8 protein-coding genes are annotated in these 19333 nt (G+C 73.7%); 4 read left to right on the top strand and 4 right to left on the bottom strand.

What is annotated here, in order from left to right; translation table 11 throughout:
• Positions 1 to 212 precede the first annotated feature (212 nt).
• Positions 213 to 1217 carry a nitroreductase gene (locus AB0917_RS10965; RefSeq protein WP_070203059.1) on the top strand — a complete coding sequence of 335 codons (1005 nt, stop codon included), beginning with the start codon at positions 213 to 215 and terminating at the stop codon, positions 1215 to 1217.
• 9 nt (positions 1218 to 1226) lie between these two features.
• Entirely contained in the window at positions 1227 to 2663 is a 1437-nt protein-coding gene (locus tag AB0917_RS10960) for an MBL fold metallo-hydrolase (protein WP_366819196.1), read from the top strand.
• Between the two features lie 19 nt (positions 2664 to 2682).
• Here the strand turns inward: AB0917_RS10960 and AB0917_RS10955 are convergent, their stop codons facing one another.
• The gene (locus AB0917_RS10955; RefSeq protein ID WP_070203061.1) at positions 2683 to 3579 is read right to left on the bottom strand and encodes a universal stress protein; all 897 of its coding nucleotides are present in this window, start codon (positions 3577 to 3579) and stop codon (positions 2683 to 2685) included.
• A 224-nt stretch (positions 3580 to 3803) separates the two neighbouring features.
• Between AB0917_RS10955 and AB0917_RS10950 the strand changes: the two genes are divergently transcribed.
• Entirely contained in the window at positions 3804 to 4688 is an 885-nt protein-coding gene (locus tag AB0917_RS10950; RefSeq protein WP_366819195.1) for a universal stress protein, read from the top strand.
• A gap of 31 nt (positions 4689 to 4719) precedes the next feature.
• Here AB0917_RS10950 and AB0917_RS10945 read toward each other — a convergent pair whose 3' ends face one another.
• Complete coding sequence (locus tag AB0917_RS10945) at positions 4720 to 5397, bottom strand: pyridoxamine 5'-phosphate oxidase family protein (protein WP_070203062.1); 678 nt, start codon at positions 5395 to 5397, stop codon at positions 4720 to 4722.
• 174 nt (positions 5398 to 5571) lie between these two features.
• Between AB0917_RS10945 and AB0917_RS10940 the strand changes: the two genes are divergently transcribed.
• On the top strand, positions 5572 to 6675 hold the full coding sequence (locus AB0917_RS10940; RefSeq protein ID WP_366819194.1) for an alpha/beta hydrolase-fold protein: 1104 nt from the start codon (positions 5572 to 5574) through the stop codon (positions 6673 to 6675).
• Positions 6676 to 6700: 25 nt separating this feature from the next.
• Here the strand turns inward: AB0917_RS10940 and AB0917_RS10935 are convergent, their stop codons facing one another.
• The gene (locus AB0917_RS10935) at positions 6701 to 8401 is read right to left on the bottom strand and encodes an ABC transporter ATP-binding protein (protein WP_366819193.1); all 1701 of its coding nucleotides are present in this window, start codon (positions 8399 to 8401) and stop codon (positions 6701 to 6703) included.
• A gap of 9 nt (positions 8402 to 8410) precedes the next feature.
• Positions 8411 to 19333 (bottom strand): amino acid adenylation domain-containing protein, encoded by a 10923-nt coding sequence (locus AB0917_RS10930; protein ID WP_366819192.1) that lies wholly within the window; start codon positions 19331 to 19333, stop codon positions 8411 to 8413.

Raw genomic sequence — 19333 nt, 5'->3', positions numbered from 1 at the left:
GTCTCCCGGGCGGTACGGGAGGCTCCCGGACCGGTAGGTACACGGGGACAACCGGGGGATTCCAGGCTGATACGGGGGCGAGGGGCGCGGGAAGGGCCGCTGGGGGGCCGGAAAGGGGCCCCGGTCGGTCCGGGGACAGGGCCGTTCGGCCCCTCCCCTCCCGGGGCGGTCGCGGCGGAGGGTGGAGCTGCGGGGAGCGCGGAGAGGAAGCCATGCCCACCACAGACGAACTCGTGGAGACCGTGACGGCGCTGGTCGAGGACGCCGTCACCGCTCCGTCCATGCACAACGCCCAGCCGTGGAGGTTCATCCACCGTGCGGGCACCCGTTCGCTCGCCCTGTACGGCGACCCGTCCCGCACGCTGCCCGCCGGGGACCCGGAGGGCCGCGGGCTGCATCTGGGGTGCGGGGCGGCGCTGTTCAATCTGCGGGTGTCGGCCGCCCACCACGGGTGGGACGCCGCCGTCGAGCTGCTTCCCGACCCCCGCGACCCCTGGCATCTGGCCGATGTGGTGCTCCAGGAGCCCGACCCGGTGGAGCCGGAGACCCCGGGTCCGGTCCTTGCCGACCTCCACCCCGCGCTGCCGAAGCGGCACACCAGCCGCTTCCCCTTCTCCGACGAGCGGATCCCGGGCGAGATCCTCGACGGGCTGCGCGGTGCCGCCCTGCTGGAGGGGTGCCGGCTGATCGTGCCGGGGTCCTGGCACTCGGACGCCGTCCTGGACCTGGTGCGGGACGCCGAGCTGTTCGAGTCCGCCGACGCGGCGCTGCGCGAGGAGATCGCCTCCTGGACCCGTACGGGCAGGGCCGGTGAGGGGCCCGCCACCGAGGGCGTCCCGTCGTACGCCTTCGGCCCCCGCCAGTACGGTGTGACCGCCCCGGCCCGTGACTTCGACCCCGAGCGGGGCCTGCCGGGCCGGATCTCCGCCGACTTCGAGGAGCGGCCGCAGATCGCACTCCTGGGCACCCTGGACGACTCCCCGGCCGACTGGCTGCGGGCGGGTCAGGCCATGGAGCGCGTGCTCCTCCAGGCCACGCTGGACGGGCTGTCCACCTCGCTGATGTCGCAGCCCCTCGAATGGCCCGAGCTGCGCGCCCTGGCCCGTGAACCCGGCTCGCTGACCGGCTTCGTCCACATGCTGTTCCGGTTCGGGTACGGGCCCCGGGGCACGCGGACGCCCCGTCGGCCGGTGGGCGAGGTCCTCACCGTGGAGTAGGAGGTCGTCATGCCGTCCGGCTCCGAACCGGCTCCACACGCCGCCCGCGCACCCGCCCGGCCCGCCCTGCTCACCCTGCTGGGCGGGGTGGGCACCGTGACCGGCAGCAAGTTCCTGGTCGAGAGCGACCACGCCCGCGTCCTCGTGGAGTGCGGGCTCTTCCAGGGCCACGCGAAGCTGCGCAGGCGCAACTGGGAGAAGTTCGCGCGGGCGGCGTCCGATGTCCACGCCGTCGTCGTCACCCACGCCCACCTGGACCACTGCGGGTATCTGCCGCGCCTGGTCAGGCAGGGGTTCCGGGGCCCGATCCTGATGAGCGCCCCCACGGCGCGGCTCGCGGAGATCGTGCTGCGGGACAGCGCCCGGCTCCAGACGGAGGCGGCCCGGCACGCGAACGAGCACGGCTGGTCCAAGCACCGCCCGGCCGATCCGCTGTACGACGACGCCGATGTGGAGCGGACGCTCGCCTTCTTCGACCCGGTGCCGGTCGGCAGCGAGGTCGAGATCATGCGGGGCACCCGGCTCACGCTCCACCACGGCGGCCACATCCTCGGCTCCGCCTGGGCGCACCTCACCCTGGAGGACGGGCACACCCTGGCCGTCTCCGGCGACCTCGGCCGCCCGGGGCATCCGCTGCTGCGGCCCCCGGAGCCGTTCTCCGGCGCCGACGTCCTGCTCATGGAGTCCACGTACGGCAACCGCCGCCACGACCGGGAGGGCGGCCGCCGGGCCTTCGCCTCGGCGGTCGGCCGGACCCTGGCCCGCGGCGGCTCCGTGGTGATCCCGGCCTTCGCGATCGACCGCACCGAGGTGGTCCTGCACGAGCTGGCGGAGCTGCGGGGCACGGGGGCGCTCCCCCGCTCGGTCCCCGTGTACGTCGACAGTCCGATGGCCCTGGCCGCCCTGGACGTCTACCGGGGCGCGCTGCGCGGCCGCTCCGCCGAGCTGCGCCCGGAGATCCTGGACCGGGGCACGGACGCGCTGAGCCCCGATCCCTTCCTCGCCGCCCGTACGGTCCAGGAGTCCATCGCCATCAACAGTGCGCGGGGCCCCTGCGTCATCGTCTCCTCGGCCGGTATGGCGACGGGCGGCCGGGTGCTGCACCATCTGCGCCGACTGCTGCCCGACCCCCGCAACTCCGTGGTCGTCGTCGGTTTCGCCGCCGCGGGCACCCGCGCCCGGGACCTGGTGGACGGGGCGCGGGTGCTGAAGATGTTCGGCGAGTACGTTCCCGTACGCGCCGAGATCGTCGACGTACCGCACTTCTCGGCGCACGCCGACGCGGACCAGATCCTCGACTGGCTGCGGGACGCACCCGCCCCGCACACCACCTATCTGGTGCACGGGGAGGAGGGCGCGTCGGCCGCGCTGCGTGACCGGCTGGACCGGGAGCTGGGGTGGACGGCGGTCGTACCGAAGCCGGGCGAGGCGGTCCTGGTGCGGTGAGGGTGCTGCCCCCGACGGTTCAGCTCGTGGCCCTGTAGCCCGGCGGGATGATCTGGACCGGGCAGTGGCCGTGGTGCAGCAGGGCGTGGGTGACCCGGCCCAGCGCCGTCCCGGAGCCGAGCATCCGGCGCCGGGCGCCCATCACCAGCAGGTCGGTGAGGGCCGTGGCCTCGACGAGGATGCCGGGCACGCTGGTCCCCGTCTCCACGTCGTGGGTGACGGTGAGGCCGGGGTACCGCTTCCGTACCTCTTCTGCGACGGCGGCCGTCTCGTGCACCTTCTCCTCGGTGATCTCCCCGATGCTGTCGAGCATGGTGGTGAACCTGCCGACGTGGGTGAGCACGTTGCTGACGCTCAGCAGGCGCAGGGACGCCTTGCGCGCGTCCGCCTCCGCCGCCGCGATCAGCAGCCAGTCCAGGTCGGAGGTGCCCTGCACGGCCGCCGTGACCACCCCGGTCGCCGGCCGGTCCGTCTCGCCGCGTACGACGATCACCGGCACCTCGGTCCGCGAGGTCACCCCCAGGCCGACGGAGCCGAGGGTGAGCGAGGCGAACCCGCCCAGCCCCCTGCTGCCCACGACGATCGTGCCCCGGTCCCCGGCCGCCGCGTGCAGGGAGGACACCGCGTCCCGGTTGCTCAGTTCCTTCGTCACGGTCAGGTCGGGGTGGGCGGCCCGGACGGCCTCCGCGGTCCCGTCCAGCAGCTCGTTCCCCGTCTCCCGCAGGGCCCGGAGGGTCTCGGCCGGGGTGAGGACGGACCGGCCCTCGATGTCGGCGGCATGGACGATGTTCAGCGGCTGCCCGCGGTGGTCGGCCTCGGCGGCGGCCCACAGGGCGGCCGTCCGTGCCTGCTCGGACGCGTCCACTCCGACGACGACGGCGCCGAGTTCCACGGGGTCGGGAAGGTCGCTGGTCATGGCTCCTCCTCGGGGGTGGCCATCATCGGGGGTGGCCAGAGGGCTACCTCTCCACGGTCGCACCGCGGGGCGGCCCCCGCAGATGGGCCCTTCGGCCCCGATCCGGCCCTGTCGGCCCCTGCCCGGCGGCCGCCCGGGCGGGGAGGCTGGATCCCGTGGTTCCGCCGTCGGAGCCCATGCGCGGTTCCGCAACCGGAGCCCGCCGTACCGAGGAGGCCCTGGTCATGACAGCCCACGTCACCGTCGGAATGGACGAGTCCCCCGAGAGCCTCGCTGCGGCGCGCTGGGCCGCGGAGGAGGCCTCCCTGCTCGACGTTCCGCTGCACCTGATGCATGTGGAGGAGTGGCCGATCACCGCGGAGGTGCCGGTGCTCTCCGCCGAAGCGCTGGTCGAGCGGTACGAGAGCCTGCTGCGGAACACGGTGGACCGGGTCCGGCGCGAGCGCCCCGGGCTCGAGGTGACCACCGAGATGGCCCGGGGGCGCGCCCCGGCCGAGCTGACCGCCGCCGCCAACGAGTCCGAGGTGACCGTGCTGGGTTCGCGGGGGCTCGGCGGTGTCGTCGGCTTCCTGATCGGTTCGGTGTCGCTCGCGGTCGTCGGCCGGGCGCGGCGGCCGGTGGTGCTGGTGCGCTCGCCGGAGGACACCCGGGCGGCCACGTCCGTGCCGGGCGCCGACGGCCCGCCCTCGGGGATCGTGCTGGGGCTGGACATCGACCAGCCGTGCGACCCGGTGCTGGCCTTCGCCTTCGGTCAGGCCGCCCGCAGGAACGAGGAGCTGCGGATCGTCCACAGCTGGTCCCCGTCGCCCGCCTACGGGTACGCGGCGATCCTGGACCCGGGCGTCGGCAGCGGGCTCGGTCTGCGGGCCGCGGAGGGGCTGGCCGACATGGTGCGGCCCTGGCGGCAGAAGTTCCCGGCCGTCCGGGTGACGGAGCGGGCGGTGGTGGGGCCCGCGGCCGCGGAACTGGTGGACGCGTCCCGGAGTGCGGGGCTGCTGATCGTGGGGCGGCGGAGCCGGCGCTCCCCGGTGGGGCCGCACCTCGGCCATGTCGCGCACGCAGCGATCCACCACAGCCCGGCGCCGGTGGCGGTCGTGCCGTTCGAGTGAGCCTGATGCGCCCTGCGGGGGTCAGCAGGGGTCAGCGGGTGTCCTCCGGGGCATCGGCCACGATGATCCTGCGCCCGGTGGTGCGCCGGGGCGTGAGGATCATGACGTGTTCGCGCCCCTCCCCCGCCCAGGGGCCCGAGTACGCCGCCTCCCTGAGCCGGAGCGCCTCGCTCTCGTCCTCCACGGCCCGGACGGTCCCCACGAGCAGCACGCTCCAGCCCTTGCTGAAGGCGTCGTCGATGTGGTCGGTCTCGAAGGCGATCTCCGTACCGGCCGCTCCGGCGAGCGGGGAGCGGTCCCCGGTGGTGAACATGACCTCGCCGTTCAGCACCTGGTAGTTGATCGGCAGGACGACCGGCCCGTCACCCCCGGTCAGCGCCACCCGCCCCACCCCGTGGTCACCGAGCAGCTCCCGGCACTCCGCCTCGTCGAGTTCGACCATCCGGGCCTCACGGGCCGCCCGGCCGAGCCCGCCCGGCAGGTCCACGGTCCCGCCGGTCAGCTCCTGGACCGTGGTCTCCAGCGCGTCCGCCAGCCGGAGGAGGAAGCCGATGCCGGGGGTGGCGGACTGCTCCTCCACGTACTGGATGTAGCCCGGCGCGGCACCCGCCCGCAGGGCCACGTCCTGCCGGGACAGACTGAGTTGGTGGCGGCGCGCCGCGACGCGTCGGCCGATGTCGCCTCGCGGCGACTGCGGTGCTGGGGACATCGTGTGGTCCTTCGGCTCGTGGGGCTTCGACTCAGGGGGGGCGGGGCCCTACGAGCCCACGCTAACGAGAGCCCGGACCGGGCGCAGTCCGGAAACCGGGGCCGAAAAGCCCTAAGGTTAGGCTCGCCTTATGCAGGGTGGGCCCGGCCCTTCCCCATCCCCTCTCGCAAGGAGATGTTCATGCGCCTCGCGGCGGACGCGACCAGCCCTTTTACTCCTTTCGGGCTCCCCGGTGAGCCCGGCACCGACGCGTTCTGGGCGGCGGCCCGGTCCCCGCTCCCCGTCCCCGCCGACGACGACGGCTGGACGACCCTGTTCCTGTGGCGGGGCTCCCCGGCCGACCTGGACTTCGAGAGCTGGTCGGGGCCGGTCCCACTGCTCCGGTGGAAGGACACGGACTGCTGGTACGCGGAGGTCCCCATGCCCGCGCGGCTGCGGGTGACCTACCGCTTCCTGGTGGACGGCGAGCCCCGCGCCGACCCCCTCAACCCGGTCGGGGCGGGCGGTGACCGCTCCATCGCCGCGACCCCGGACGCCCCGCCCCAGCCGCACTGGCCCGCCCTCGGCCCGGACGCCGTGCTGCCGCTGCCGGAGACCCGGCTGCGCTGGAGCAGCGGGCGGCTCGGCGGGCGGCGGACCGTGCGCGTCCAGCCGGTGGGCGGTGGCGGCCCGGTGGTCCTGCTGCTGGACGGGGACGACTGGCTGTACCTCCACCCGGCGATGACCGCCTTCGCATCCGCCGTCGCCGCAGGGGAGTTGGAGCCCGTCACCCTCGTGTTCCTGCCGGCGAAGGACCGGTCGGCCGAGTTCGGGTGCCGGCCTGAACTGTGGGAGGCGGTCCGGGACGAGCTGCTGCCGCTGGTGGCCGGGTCCGGCGTACCGGCCGATGTGAGCCGCCTGGTGGTCGCCGGGCAGAGTCTGGGCGGGCTGAGCGCGCTCTACGCGGCGGTGACGTTCCCGGAGCTGGTCTCCCGTATCGCCTGTCAGTCGGGGTCGTTCTGGTGGGCGCCCGGCGCGGAGGAGGCGGCGGACCCGCTGGGCGGGCCGGTCGGCGGGACGATCGCCGGACTCCTGCGGGACAAGCCCGACCTGTCCGGGCTGCGCTGCGCGTTCGACGTGGGCGAGCACGAGACGCGGATGCTGCCCCACTGCGAGCTGGCCGAGTCGCTCACCGAGCGGGCCGGGGCGACCGTACGCGTCTCCCGGTCCGCCTCGGACCACGACCGCGCGGGCTGGCGGCACGCCCTGCTCCGGGACGTCGCCTGGGCGCTGGGCTGAGCGAGGCCCCCGGGCGGGTGGGGTACTACCGCGCCACCGCCAGGCAGTACGCCTCGTCCTCCGCGAGCAGGTTGCGGTGGGTGTCCTCGGCGGTGATGACCCCCTCGTCCAGGACCAGCACCCGGTCGGCCGCGTCCAGGAGCGCCGGGCTGCTGGTGATCACGAGCGTGGTGCGGCCTCGGCGCAGCTTGGCGATGTTGCGGGCGATGAGCTGTTCGGTGACCGCGTCCACGGCCGTGGTCGGGTTGTGCAGCACCAGGATGTCGGTGTCGGCGGCCAGCGCGCGGGCCAGGGAGAGGCGCTGGCGCTGCCCGCCGGAGAGGTTGGCCCCCCGGTCGCGGACCGCGTAGTCGAGCCCGTCGCGGTGGAGGGCGACGACATCGGTGAGCATGGACGCCTCGACGGCCTCGGGGAGCGTACGGCTGCTGCCCGACGGATCGATGTTGGTCCGCAGGGTGCCGCCGAAGATCTCCGCGTCGTACGGGTTCACCAGCAGGTGTTCCCGGACCGCCTCCACCGACAGCTCCGCCAGCTCCCGGCCGCCGAGCCGGACCACTCCCTCGTACGCGGGTGGCGGCACGTTCACCGCGAGCACGGCGGCCAGGTCGGCTCCCGCACGCGGCTGGTAGGGGGCGATGGCCACGAACTCCCCTGCCCCGACGCGGAACTTCACCCCTTGCAGGGTCCCGTGGCGTACGCCGTCGACCTCCAGGTCCCCGCCCGGCTCGGGGCGTTCGGGCCCGGGTGCCGCGACCGGCGGGGCGGAGAGCACCAGGGCCATGCGCTCGGCGGAGGCGCGGGCGATCATCACGTACTTGGGCATCTCCGAGAACATCTTCAGCGGCTCCATGATGAACTGCGCGAGCCCCACGGCCATGACCAGTTCACCGATGGAGATCTGGCCGCCGAAGGCCAGCCAGCCCGCCGTCAGCGAGACCGCAGCGGCGAGGACCGCGTTGAGGGCCAGGGCGGTGCCCGCGTAGGCGCCGTTCACCTTGGCGACGGTGATCGCCTGCCGCTTGGCGTCGGTGCTGACCTTGCGGTAGGAGCCGAACGCGGCGTGGTTGCCTCCGAAGCCGTGGAGCGGGCGCAGCCCGATGATGAGGTCGGCGACCTTGGCCCCGGCCCGCGCCACCCTGGCCTGCTGCTCCTGGGTGCTGGAGCCGATGCGCCTGGACATCACCGCGAGGATCGACAGGATGCCGACCGTCCCCACGATCACCAGCAGGCCGAGCCTGATGTCGGCCAGGCTCAGCGCGACCGCCGCCACGACCACCGCGACCAGGGAGCTGATCAGCAGCGGCACCACCTCGATGATGTCGGCGGTCTGGTCGGCGTCCTCGGTGGCGATGGTGAGGATCTCGCCGGACTTGAGGCCGTCCACGTCCCGGGCCACCGGCTGGAGCCCGCAGGCCGCGACCTGGACCCGCCAGCGGTGCGCCTCGGTCGTGTTGGCCTTCTGGAGCACCCGCATGCCGAACCGCCACGACAGGGAGACCGTCGTGATGATCACGGCGAGGGAGCCGATCGACACCCCGAGCGAGCCGAGGCTGCGGTCCTGCATCGTGTGCTCGACGATCATGCCGAGCGCGATGGGGAACGCGGTCTCGGCCGCCTGGTAGAGGCCCATCAGGACGGTGCCCGCGATCATGGCGCCGATGTTGCGGCGCAGGGCGGTCCGCAGGATGGCGGCGCCGGGGCGGGGCCGCTGCGTGTCAGTCTTCATCAGGGGGTGTCAGTTCTCGTCGAGGTGGCGGGCGATCGCTTCGGGGGTGCGCAGGGCGAACAGATCACGGATGGTGATCACCGGACCGTACTCGCGGCGGAGCAGCCCGATCAGCCGTACCGCCAGCATGGAGTGTCCGCCGAGGGAGACGAAGTCGCTCACCGCGCTCACCTCGTCGTCGTCCAGGTCCAGTGCCTCGGCGAAGAACTCGCAGACCACGGTCTCCGTCCCGGTCTCCGGGCCGCGCTCCCCCGCCGTGGTCAGCGCGCCGAGCGGCCGGGCCTCGGGCAGCGCCTTGGTGTCGGCCTTCCCGTTCACGGTCAGCGGGATGCTCTCGACCTGGGCGAAGTGGGTCGGGCGCAGGAAGTCCGGGAGGGTGGCGCTGACTTCACCGGCGACCTGGGCCAACTCGGCTTCTTCCAGCACGAGATAGGCGGCCAGCCGGTGGGCGCCGTCGACCTGTGGGTCGGGCTGGGCGACCGCGGCGACGAACCCGACGGCCGGGTGTGCGGCGAACGCGGCCTCCACCTCACCGAGTTCGACCCGGTGGCCGCGGATCTTGACCTGCTGGTCGGTGCGGCCCAGGTAGCCGATGTTGCCGTCGGGCCGGCGGACCACCAGGTCCCCGGTGCGGTACATGCGCTCGCCGGGCGCTCCGAAGGGGCAGGCGACGAAGCGGTGGGCACTCTGGGCGCTCCGGCCCAGGTAGCCGCGGGCGATGCCGACGCCCGCCACGTACAGCTCGCCGGGGGCCCCGTCCGGCAGCGGCCGCAGCCAGGGGTCGAGGACGTACACCTCGGTGTTGTCGATCGCCACGCCCACCACCGGGTCCAGGCATTCGAAGGTGCCGACGCCGAGGGTGTTGATGGTGTACTCGGTGGGCCCGTACAGGTTGTAGCCGACCGTGCCCTCCGTATCGGCGAGCCGCCGCCACAGCGTCGGGGTGACCGCCTCACCGCCCAACAGCACGAGTGCGGGCCGCCGTACGGGGTTGTCCAGCAGCCCTTCGGCGACCAGCTGCTGGGCGTAGGTCGGAGTCACGTTGACGACGTCGATCGCGTGCTCGTCGCAGTAGCCGACCAGCCGGAGCGCGTCGCGGCGCAACTCCTCGTCGCAGATGTGTACTTCGTGCCCGTCCGCGAGCCAGAGCAGCTCCTCCCAGGACATGTCGAAGGCGAACGACACGGTGTGCGCGATCCGGAAGGTCCGGTGGCCGTGCTCGGCGAGGACGGGTTCGAAGATCCGGCGCTGATGGTTGATCAGCATGTTGGTGAGCCCGGCGTACTCGGTCACCACGCCCTTGGGTTCCCCGGTCGAGCCGGAGGTGTAGATCGTGTACGCGGGGTGCCGCAGCCGGTCCGGGTCGTCGGGGGCGAACGTGACGTACGGCTCGGCAGCGGGCAGCGGGCGGTCCAGTTCGATCAGCTCGCCGGTCAGCCGGGGCGAGACGCCGCTCACGGTGAGGATCACCTCGGGCTTCGCGTCCTGGACGATGGTCGCGATCCGCTCGTCGGGGTGGTCCAGCTCCAGCGGTACGTACGCGGCGCCCACCCGCAGGACGGCGAAGAGCGCGGCGATCCAGTCCGGTGAGCGCGGGATGGCCAGGCCCACGTTGGTCTCCAGGCCGATGCCCCGCCGGGCGAGCACGCCCGCCACGGCCCGGCTGCGGTCGCGGAGTTCGGCGAAGGTCATGGTCGCGCCGTCGGCGACGAGCGCGATCCGCTCGGGATGGCGGTCGGCCGCGAGGTCGAAGCGGTCGACGACGGTGTCCGTGCCGATGTCGGTACGTTCGGCGGGCTCGGGGTCCGGGCCCAGCCCCCGCAGAGCCCCCACCCGCCCCGTCGTCGAGCGCGCCACGTCCTCCAGCACCCGCAGGTAGTCGTCGAGGAGCCGGCGGGCGGCCTCGGGGTCGCCGTGGCGGTGCTCCAGCTTGACGGTGAGCCGGTCCCCGGGGGTGACGACCCAGGTGTACGGGTAGTGCGTGGAGTCGTCCGCCTGGACGGAGGTGATGCCGTGGCGGGCGTTCATCGCGGCGAAGGCGTCCAGGTCCAGGAAGTTCTGGAGGACGAAGAGGTTGTCGAAGAGGGTGTCGTGGCCGCTGGCCCGCTGGATCTCGCCGAGCCCCAGGTGCTCGTGGTCCATCGCCGCCACCCGGGCCGCCTGCACCGCCGACAGGTACGCGCCGACGCTCTCCTCGGGCCGGGGCCGTGTCCACAGGGGCACGGTGTTGAGGAGTACGCCGACGGTGTCGCCGTGGCCCTCGCCCTCCCGGCCCGAGACGGTCACGCCGAAGACGGCGTCGCCGCGGCCGGTGCGGGCGCCGAGCAGGAGGCCGAAGGCGCCGGTCAGCACCGAGTTGAGGGTGACACCGTGGACGCGCGCCGCTTCCCGCAGCAGCTCCGTCAGCTCGGCCGAGAGCGTGTGCACGAGCGGCTGCGGCAGTTCCTCGCCGAGCGCCGGGGCCGGTCCGGCGAGCAGCGTCGGCCCGGACAGGCCGGCCAGGTGGTCCGCCCAGAACCGTTCCGCCTCGGCGGGGTCCTTGGCGGCGAGCGTCCGGGCGTACTCCTCGAAGCCCGGCACGGCCGGGGCGGCGTCCCACGGCTCGCCCGCGACGACGGCCTCGTAGGCGTCGAACAGGTCGCGCAGCACGATCTCCCGGGACCAGCCGTCCCAGAGCAGCAGGTGGTAGCTGAGCAGCAGGCCGTCGCGGCCGTCGGGGAGCCGCACGACGGTGAGCCGGATCAGCGGCGGCTCACCCGGGTCGAAGCCGCGCTCGCGGTCCCGGGTGCGCAGCTCCTCGACCTCGGCGTTTGTCGTCAGCTCGACCGTGCGGACGGCGACGCGGCGGCCCGCCTTGAGGAGCTGGACCGGGTTTCCGTCGTCGTCGGTGGTGAAGCCGGCGCCGACGACCGGGTGGCGCGCGATCACGTGCGTCATCGCCTCGGCCAGGGCGTCGGTGTCCAGGCGCCGGTCGAAGGTGAAGTAGCTCTGCGCGACGTAGTGCCCGGCCGCGCCCGCCAGTTGGGTCTGGAAGAACAGGCCGCGCTGGAGCGGGGTGACCGGTGCCGTGCGCTCCGCGCTCGCGGCGGCGGCGCCGATCTGGGCCAGGGCGGTGAGCCAGTGGTCGGTGAGCGTGTCGGGTATGCCCGCGGCGAGGGTGAAGGCGGCGTGCAGGCTGCCGGTGGTCTCGTCGGTCCAGGCGTTGACCTCGACGGCGTACGGGCTGTCGCCCTGGCCGTTGCCGGTGATCCTCAGGGCCTCCGATTCGCCGCCCCGGCCCAGGTAGTTGAAGAGGACCTGGGGGCGGGCGGTCAGGAGGGGGGCCGTCTGCGGGTTGAGGTACCTGAGCCGGCCGTAGGCGACGTGCCCCTCCTCGTCCGGCTGGCGTGTGGCGATCTCGCGGGCGGCCGCGACGGGGTCGGTGTGCGGGGTGAGCCGTACGGGGGCGATGGAGGTGAACCAGCCGACGGTACGGGTGTAGTCGTGGTGCTCCTCGGCCGGGACCCGGCCGTGCCGCTCCAGGTCGACCGCGAGGTCGGTGGGGGTGGGCTGGATGTGGGTCAGGGCGGTGCGCAGGGCACCGCAGAGCAGTTCGGTGGGGCCGATGCCGAGGGCGGCGGGGGCGGTGCGCGTCACCAGGTCGCTGAGCTCGGGCGGGAGCACGGCCTCGGTCTCGCGCGGGTCCGCCTCGCTCGCGCGCAGGCCCGTGGGCGCCGGCAGCAGGGGCGGTGCCTGGAGGGTGGTGATCCAGTGGCCGAGGCCGTCGGCCGATGCGGCGGACCGTACGGCGAGGGCCTCGGCGTACTCGGCGTACGACGTGGTCGGCGGCGGCAGGGCGGTCCCGCCGAGGGCGGTGGCCAGGTCGTCCAGGAGGATCAGCCAGGAGACCGCGTCGACGGCGAGGTGGTGCACCGTGACGACCAGGGTGCGGCTCGACGCCAGCCAGGAGAACGCGATGACGTCTGCGGCCTCGGGGTCGAGCCGTCCGGCGGCCTCGTCGGCGGCGGCCGTCGCGTCGGTGGTGTCCGGTTCGGTGACCGTGGCCTCGCGGGCGGGTCCGGTGCGCAGGGCCCAGACGCCGTGCTCGACGCGCAGCCGCAGCCGGAGGGCCGGGTGGGCGGCCACGACGGCGTTCGCGGCGCGCCGGACGTCGGTGAGGCCGGTGCCTTCCGCGACCACCAAGGCCCTGGCCTGCACGAATCCGATCAGCGATCCGCCCAGCTCCCGCCGGCGCAGGATGATCGGCGTCAGCGGCAGCGGGCCGTCCTCGCGGCGGGCGGGCAGTGGTGTCGGCGCGGCCTGGAGGGCGCGGGTGGCCAGGTGGCCGGCGAGGGCACGCGGGGTCTTGAACAGGAACACGTCCCGGGGCGCGATCGGCAGCCCCCGGGCGCGGGCCCGGTTGATCACGGTGATGGCGACGATGCTGTCGCCGCCGGCGCCGAAGAAGTCGGTGTCGGCGTCCACGGCGGCGCCGGGCAGCGCCTCGGCGAAGATGGCGACGAGGGCGGTGAGGGCGTCGGACCCGCTCGTGGCCCGCTCGTGCCGCGGGTCCTCCTGCCGCGCGGCCCGCTCGGTGAGGGCCTTGCGGTCCAGCTTGCCGTTGACCGTCAGCGGCAGCGCGTCGACCGGCAGCACCCGGCCCGGCACCATGTGGGCGGGCAGCTCGGCGGAGAGCCTGGCGGTCAGGTCGTCGGGCACGGCGCCCACGACGTGCGCGACGAGGTGGTCGCCGCTGTCCGCCACGGTGACGGCGACATCGACGACGCCGTCCAACTCCCGGCTGACGGACTCGACTTCGCCGAGCTCGATGCGGAACCCCTTCAGCTGCACCTGGTCGTCGGCGCGCCCGGCGAACTCCAGCTCCCCGTCGAGCGTCCGGCGGGCGAGGTCGCCCGTGTGGTACATCCGGGAGCCGTCGCCCGCGAACGGGTTCGCCACGAACCGGCTCGCGGTGAGGCCGGGGCGGCCCAGGTAGCCGAGGGAGAGCTGATCGCCATCGACGTAGATGGCGCCCACCCGGCCCGGCGGCACCGGCCGGAGCCGGTCGTCGAGCAGATGGGTGGCCAGTCCGGGGATCGGTCCGCCGATCGGGCCGGCGTCCCCGCCGCGGGCGAAGTCCTCGTCGGTCAGCACCCGGTGGGTGACGTGGACGGTGGTCTCGGTGATGCCGTACATGTTGACCAGCTCGGGCGAACCGGTGCCGTGCCGCTCCACCCAGCCGCGCAGCCGCCCGAGGTCCAGCGCCTCGCCGCCGAAGATGACGCGCCGCAGCGCCGTGGCCGGCCGCTCGGCGTGCAGGTCGGCCTCGATGAACTGGTGGAAGGCGGAGGGGGTCTGGTTGAGCACGGTGACGCCGCGCTCGCGGACCAGCCGGTGGAAGTCGACGGGCGAGCGGGTCAACGCGTAGTCGGGCACGAGCAGTTCGCCGCCGTGCGCGAGGGCTCCCCACAGCTCCCAGACGGCGAAGTCGAAGGAGAAGGAGTGGAACTGGACCCAGACGTCGTCGGGGCGGAAGTCCATGTCCGGCCGGGTGTTGACGAGGAGCGTGACGACCGCGGAGTGCGGGACGACGACGCCCTTGGGCCGGCCGGTGGAGCCGGAGGTGTAGATGACGTACGCCGGGTCCTGCGGGCTCGCCTCGGGCGCGGCGGTGTCGGCCGGCAAAAGCTCGTCGCCCTGGACGAGCACGCGGGCCGGCACGCCCGCCCGCTCCAGCAGCCGGGCGAAGCGGTCGCGCTGGTCCCGGTCCACGAGGACGACCTGCGGGGCGGCGTCGGCGAGGATGTACTCCAGCCGTTCGTCCGGGTGGGCGAGGTCGAGCGGTACGTACGCGCATCCGGCGGTGACGACGGCGACCAGGGCGACGACCTGCTCCAGGGAGCGCGGGACGGCGACGGCGACCCGCTGCCCGGGGCGGACTCCGGCCGCGCACAGGGTCCGGGCCGACGCGTCCTTGGCGGCCGCCAGTTCTCCGTATGTCAGGGAGCGCGTACCGCCGTCCAGAGCGCACTGGGTCACGGCGGTGGCCGCCGGGTCGCGGCGCGCGGCGGCGTCGAACAGCTCGCCCAGGGTCGTCGGGGCTACGGGCTCGGAGACCCGGCCGGCCTCGGGGGCCAGCTCGTCGACCCGGGCGTCGGGGCGGCTCAGCAGTTCGGTGAGGGTCCGGGTGAAGGTGGCAAGGATCGCCTCGGCGCTCTCGCGGCGCAGCAACTCCCCGTCGTAGATCAGGTTGAAGCGCGGGCGGCCGTCGGCGGTCCGCTCGACGACCAGCGTCAACGGGTAGTGCGGGGCGCCCTCGTTGACGATGTCGGTGACGACGAGGGTGTCGTCCGGTCCGCGCAGGGCGTCCACGTCGGCCGCGACGTCGAAGACGACGAGGGTGTCGAAGAGGGGGCCGGTGCCGCTTCGCCGGCCGATCCTCGCCAGGGAGACGTGCTGGTGCGCCAGCACGGCGCTCTGGTGTTCCTTCACGGCGGTGAGCAGGTCGTACGCGGTGTCGGTGGCGGTCCAACGGGCGCGTACGGGGATGGTGTTGATGAACAGGCCCACCATGTCCCGGATGCCGGGGACCTCGGCGTCGCGCCCGGAGACGGTGGAGCCGAGGACGACGTCCCGGCCGCGCAGGAGGGAGCCCAGTGTCACCGCCCACGCGCTGTGGACGGCCACGCTCAGGGGCACGCCCGCCGACCGTGCGGCGATGTCGACGTCGTCGGCGGGCTCGGCCGCGATGTCGGCGAACCGCCCGGAGGGGGTGTGCCCCTCGGCGACGAGCGAGGGGCCGGGCAGGCCGGCGAGTTCCTCGCCCCAGACACGGTCGCTCTCGTCCTGGTCCTGTCCGGCGAGCCAGGCGATGTAGTCGCGGTGGCCACCGAGCGGGTACACGGAGCCCGGCGCGTGGTACTCGGCCAGCAGTGCGCGGAGCATCGGCGGCACGGACCAGCCGTCCGCGATGATGTGGTGCACGGTCTGCACCAGGACGGTGCGGCCGGCTCCGGCACGGATGAGGGTGTAGCGCATCAGGGGCCCGGAGGCGAGGTCGAACCCGGCGCGGCGGTCCCGCTCGGCCAGTTCGCGGATCTCCTCGTCGGTCATGGTGGGGCGGTCCAGCGTGGTGAAGGGCGCCCGGACGCCGCTCTCGACGACCGAGACGACCCGGCCGTCGGCGAGGGCGGTGAAGCGGGCGGCCAGGTTGGGGTGGAGTATGAGCAGCCGGGTGGCCGCGGCGGCGAGCCGGTCGGCGTCCACCTCGCCCTCCAGCGTGAGCAGTTGCTGCTCCACATAGCTGCCCGTGGCGTCGTCGTCGAAGACCGAGTGGAAGTAGAGGCCCTCCTGCAACGGCGTCAGCGGCAGGACGTCCCGCAGCTCCGTGCTGTCCAGGTCGTCGACGTCGGCCTGGGTGAGCGGCACCAGTGGGAAGTCGCCGGGGGTGTGGCCGCCCTCCTCCAGCGCGGCGAGGGCGGAGAGGGCGGCGCCGAAGTACGCGGCGAGGGTGGTGATGTCCTCGTCGGTGAACACGCCCTCGGGCCAGGAGACGGTGGTGACCAGTTCGTAGGCGCCGTCGGCGTCCGGTTCGGCGATCGCGTTGAACTCCAGGGCGCGCGGCAGGCGCATCCTCGCGTCGCGCTTCTCGCCCAACTGGCCTGTGGTGCCAGCGAGCTGCCAGTCGCCGCAGGCGCCGGCGGCGAAGCGTCCCAGGTAGTTGAAGAGCACCTGCGGTGCGGAGGCGCTCAGTCCGGTGTCGGTGAGGTAGCGCAGGGCGCCGTAGGAGAGGCCGTTGCCCGGCACCTGGGCGAGGTCTTCCTTGACGGCCTTGAGCGCGGTGGCGAGGTAGGCGGGTGCGGTGAGGTCGGGTGCCGTGCCGGGGTCCACGGTCACCGGGAACAGGGTGGTGAACCAGCCGACCGTACGCGAGAGTTCGGGTTCGAATCCGACCGTGTCGGCCACGAACCGGCCCTCGCGGCCGTGCCCTTCCAGCTCGATGTGGGCGAAGGTCTGCTCCTGTCCGCGGTCGCGGCGCCACCGGGCGAGGGCGACGGACAGGGCGGTCAGCAGGACGTCGTTGACGCCCGCGTGGAACGCGGCGGGGATCTTCCCCAGCAGTGCGGCCGTCTCCTCGGGTCCGACGCGGAGCGTCCGGGTCCGTTCCCGGGCCACGGTGTCGGCCTCGGTGAGGGGGCGCCTGCCGATCGGCGTGTCCGTTCCGGGCAGGGTGCGCTGGTGGTACGTGCGGTCCGCGTCGAAGGCCGGGCGCCCCAGGAGCTGGGTCCAGCGTCTGAACGACGTGCCGACGGGCGGGAGTTCGACGGGTGCGCCGCAGGTGTGCTGCCGCCAGGCCGTGGCGAGGTCGTCCATCAGGATGCGCCAGGAGACGCCGTCGATCACCACGTGGTGGGCGACCAGGACGAGTTGGCGCGCCTCGCGGCGCCAGACGGCGCGCAGCATCACCCCGTTGTCCGGGTCGAGCCCTTCGGTGGCGCGTCGGACGCACTCCGCCGGCGGGGCGTCGCTCTCCTGCCACTCCACGACGCTGCGCCCGGCCGGTGGGATGTCGAAGCTCCACCGCTCGCCGCGCACCAGCGTGGCGCGGAGCATGTCGTGGCGGTCGAGCAGGGCGGCGAGGAGGGTGTCGAGGGCGTCGGCGGTCAGCTGGGCCGGGGTGGTCAGGACGACGGACTGGACGAAGCCGTCGATCGCGTCGGTGGTCTCGCCGAGCCACTGCACGATGGGCGATCCCACGACGGCGCCGGTCGGGGTGTCGGCGTGGTCCACGGTGGAGACGCCCTCGCGGCTCGCCACCGCCGCCAGCGCCCCGACGGTGCCGTCGGTGAAGATCTGGCGGGCCGTCACATGGAGGCCTGCCTCCCGCAGGGTGCTCAGCAGGGAGATCGCCAGGATGCTGTCGCCGCCGAGCTGGAAGAAGTCCTGGTCGACGCCGACTTCGTCCACGCGCAGCACCGCGGCGACCGCCGCGCACACCAGGCGCTCGTTCTCGGTGGCGGGCGCCGTGACGGCGCCGGTGGGCCGGGCGGGTTCCGGCAGGGCCGTGCGGTCGATCTTGCCGTTCGCGGTGAGCGGGAACTCCGGCAGGACGACGAGGTGGGCGGGGACCATGTACGCGACCATGTGGGCACGGGCCCAGTGCGTGACCTCGTCCGCCGTGAGCTGCTCGCCGCCGGCGGAGGGGACGACGTAACCCACCAGGTAGGTGCCGCCCGCGCTGTTCTTCCGGGCGACGACGCAGGTGTGGCGCACCCGGGGGTGCTCGGCGAGTGAGGCCTCGACGTCCTCGATCTCCAGGCGCATCCCGCGGATCTTGATCTGGTTGTCGGCGCGGCCCAGGAAGTCGAGCGAGCCGTCCGGGGCGAACCGGGCCAGGTCGCCGGTCCGGTAGAGCCGGGAGCCGTCCAAGGCGAAGGGGTTGGCGACGAACCGGGAGGCGGTGAGGCCGGGGGCGCCTGCGTATCCGCGCCCCAACAGCAGTCCGCCCACGTAGAGTTCGCCGCCGACGCCGACCGGGACCGGGCGCAGTTCGTCGTCCAGCACGTAGAGCTGGGTGTTGGGGTTGGCCTTGCCGATCGAGGTCGACAGGCGTTCGGCCTCGCCCCGGTAGATGACGTGGGAGACGCCGATGGTCGTCTCGGCGGGCCCGTAGCCGTGGTACAGGGGGATGCCGAGCCGGGTGCGGAACCGCTCGTACAGCTCCGGGGTCAGTACCTCGCCGCCGCACCAGACGTGGCGCAGGCTGTCCAGGCGGCCGGTTCCGGCCTCGATCTCCAGGAGTACGTCCAGCATGGAGGAGACCAGGTAGGCGAAGGTGACGCGCTGCTCGGCGATCACGCCGAGCAGGTGGTGCGGGTCGCGTTCGCCGCCGGGCCGCAGGATGACCAGCCGGCCGCCGGAGACCAGCGGCAGGAAGATCTCGTTGACGGAGATGTCGAAGGAGAGCGGCGCCTTGAACAGCGACGCGTCGTCGGGGCCGAACCGCAGGATCTCGTCGACCTGCCACAGCAGGCGCTCGCTGATCGCCTCGTGGCGGATCATGGCGCCCTTGGGCCGGCCGGTGGAGCCGGAGGTGAAGATGACGTACGCCAGCGAGGTGGCGTGGACGGCCGTCTCGGGCGCTTCGACCGGGCGGGAGCCGAACCGCCAGTCGCCGAGGTCGACGGCGACGGCGTCCGGCTCGGCCGCGTCGCACTCGTCCGAGCCGCTCAGCTGGAGGACGACCCCGGCGTCCGCGATGACGACGGCCCTGCGGGCCGCGGGCCACTGCGGATCGAGCGGCACGAACGCGCACCCGGCCTGGAGGACGGCGAGGAGCCCGATGACCATGTCGGCGGAGCGGCCGAGCGAGATCCCGACGACCTGTTCGGCCCGGAGGCCGCGTTCGATCAGGTGGTGGGCCAACTGGGCCGATCTCTCGGCGGCCTCACGGTACGTCAGCGTGCGGTGCTCGTCGACGATGGCGACGGCGTCCGGCCTGGTGCGCGCCTGCTCGCGGAACATCTCCATGAGGGTCGGGCGGACGCGGTCGGCCCGGTTGTCGTTCCAGCCCGCCAGGGTCTCGATCCGCTCCGGGACGCTGGAGGGGCCGATGGTGCCGACGGGCCGGTCCGGGAAGTCGGCCAGGTCCTGCAAGGCGAGCTGGGCTTCGGCCGGGCGGGCGCTGTCGGGGACCGTGATGCTCAGACCGTCCGCCCCGACCTCCCAACCGCGGCTTCCGCCACCGCCGTTGTCGACCCATCCCAGGACGTCGGCGAACGAGGTGCGGGGAGTGAGGTCGATTCCGTCGGGGCCGGCACCCGTCGCCCAGTACGCCAGGGCGATGGCGCAGGCTTCGGCGATGGTCCGGTCGCCGTAGTCGCCGATGCGCCGGCGTACATCGGCGAAGTGGGTGGAAGAGAGAAGTACGTGAGGAGCGGTCGGTTCCGTCAT

Source organism: Streptomyces sp. NPDC007346 (assembly GCF_040703535.1).
Taxonomy (GTDB): Bacteria; Actinomycetota; Actinomycetes; order Streptomycetales; family Streptomycetaceae; genus Streptomyces.
The sequence above is the reverse complement of the archived record's forward strand: the minus strand, read 5'-3'. Positions and strand labels throughout refer to the sequence as shown.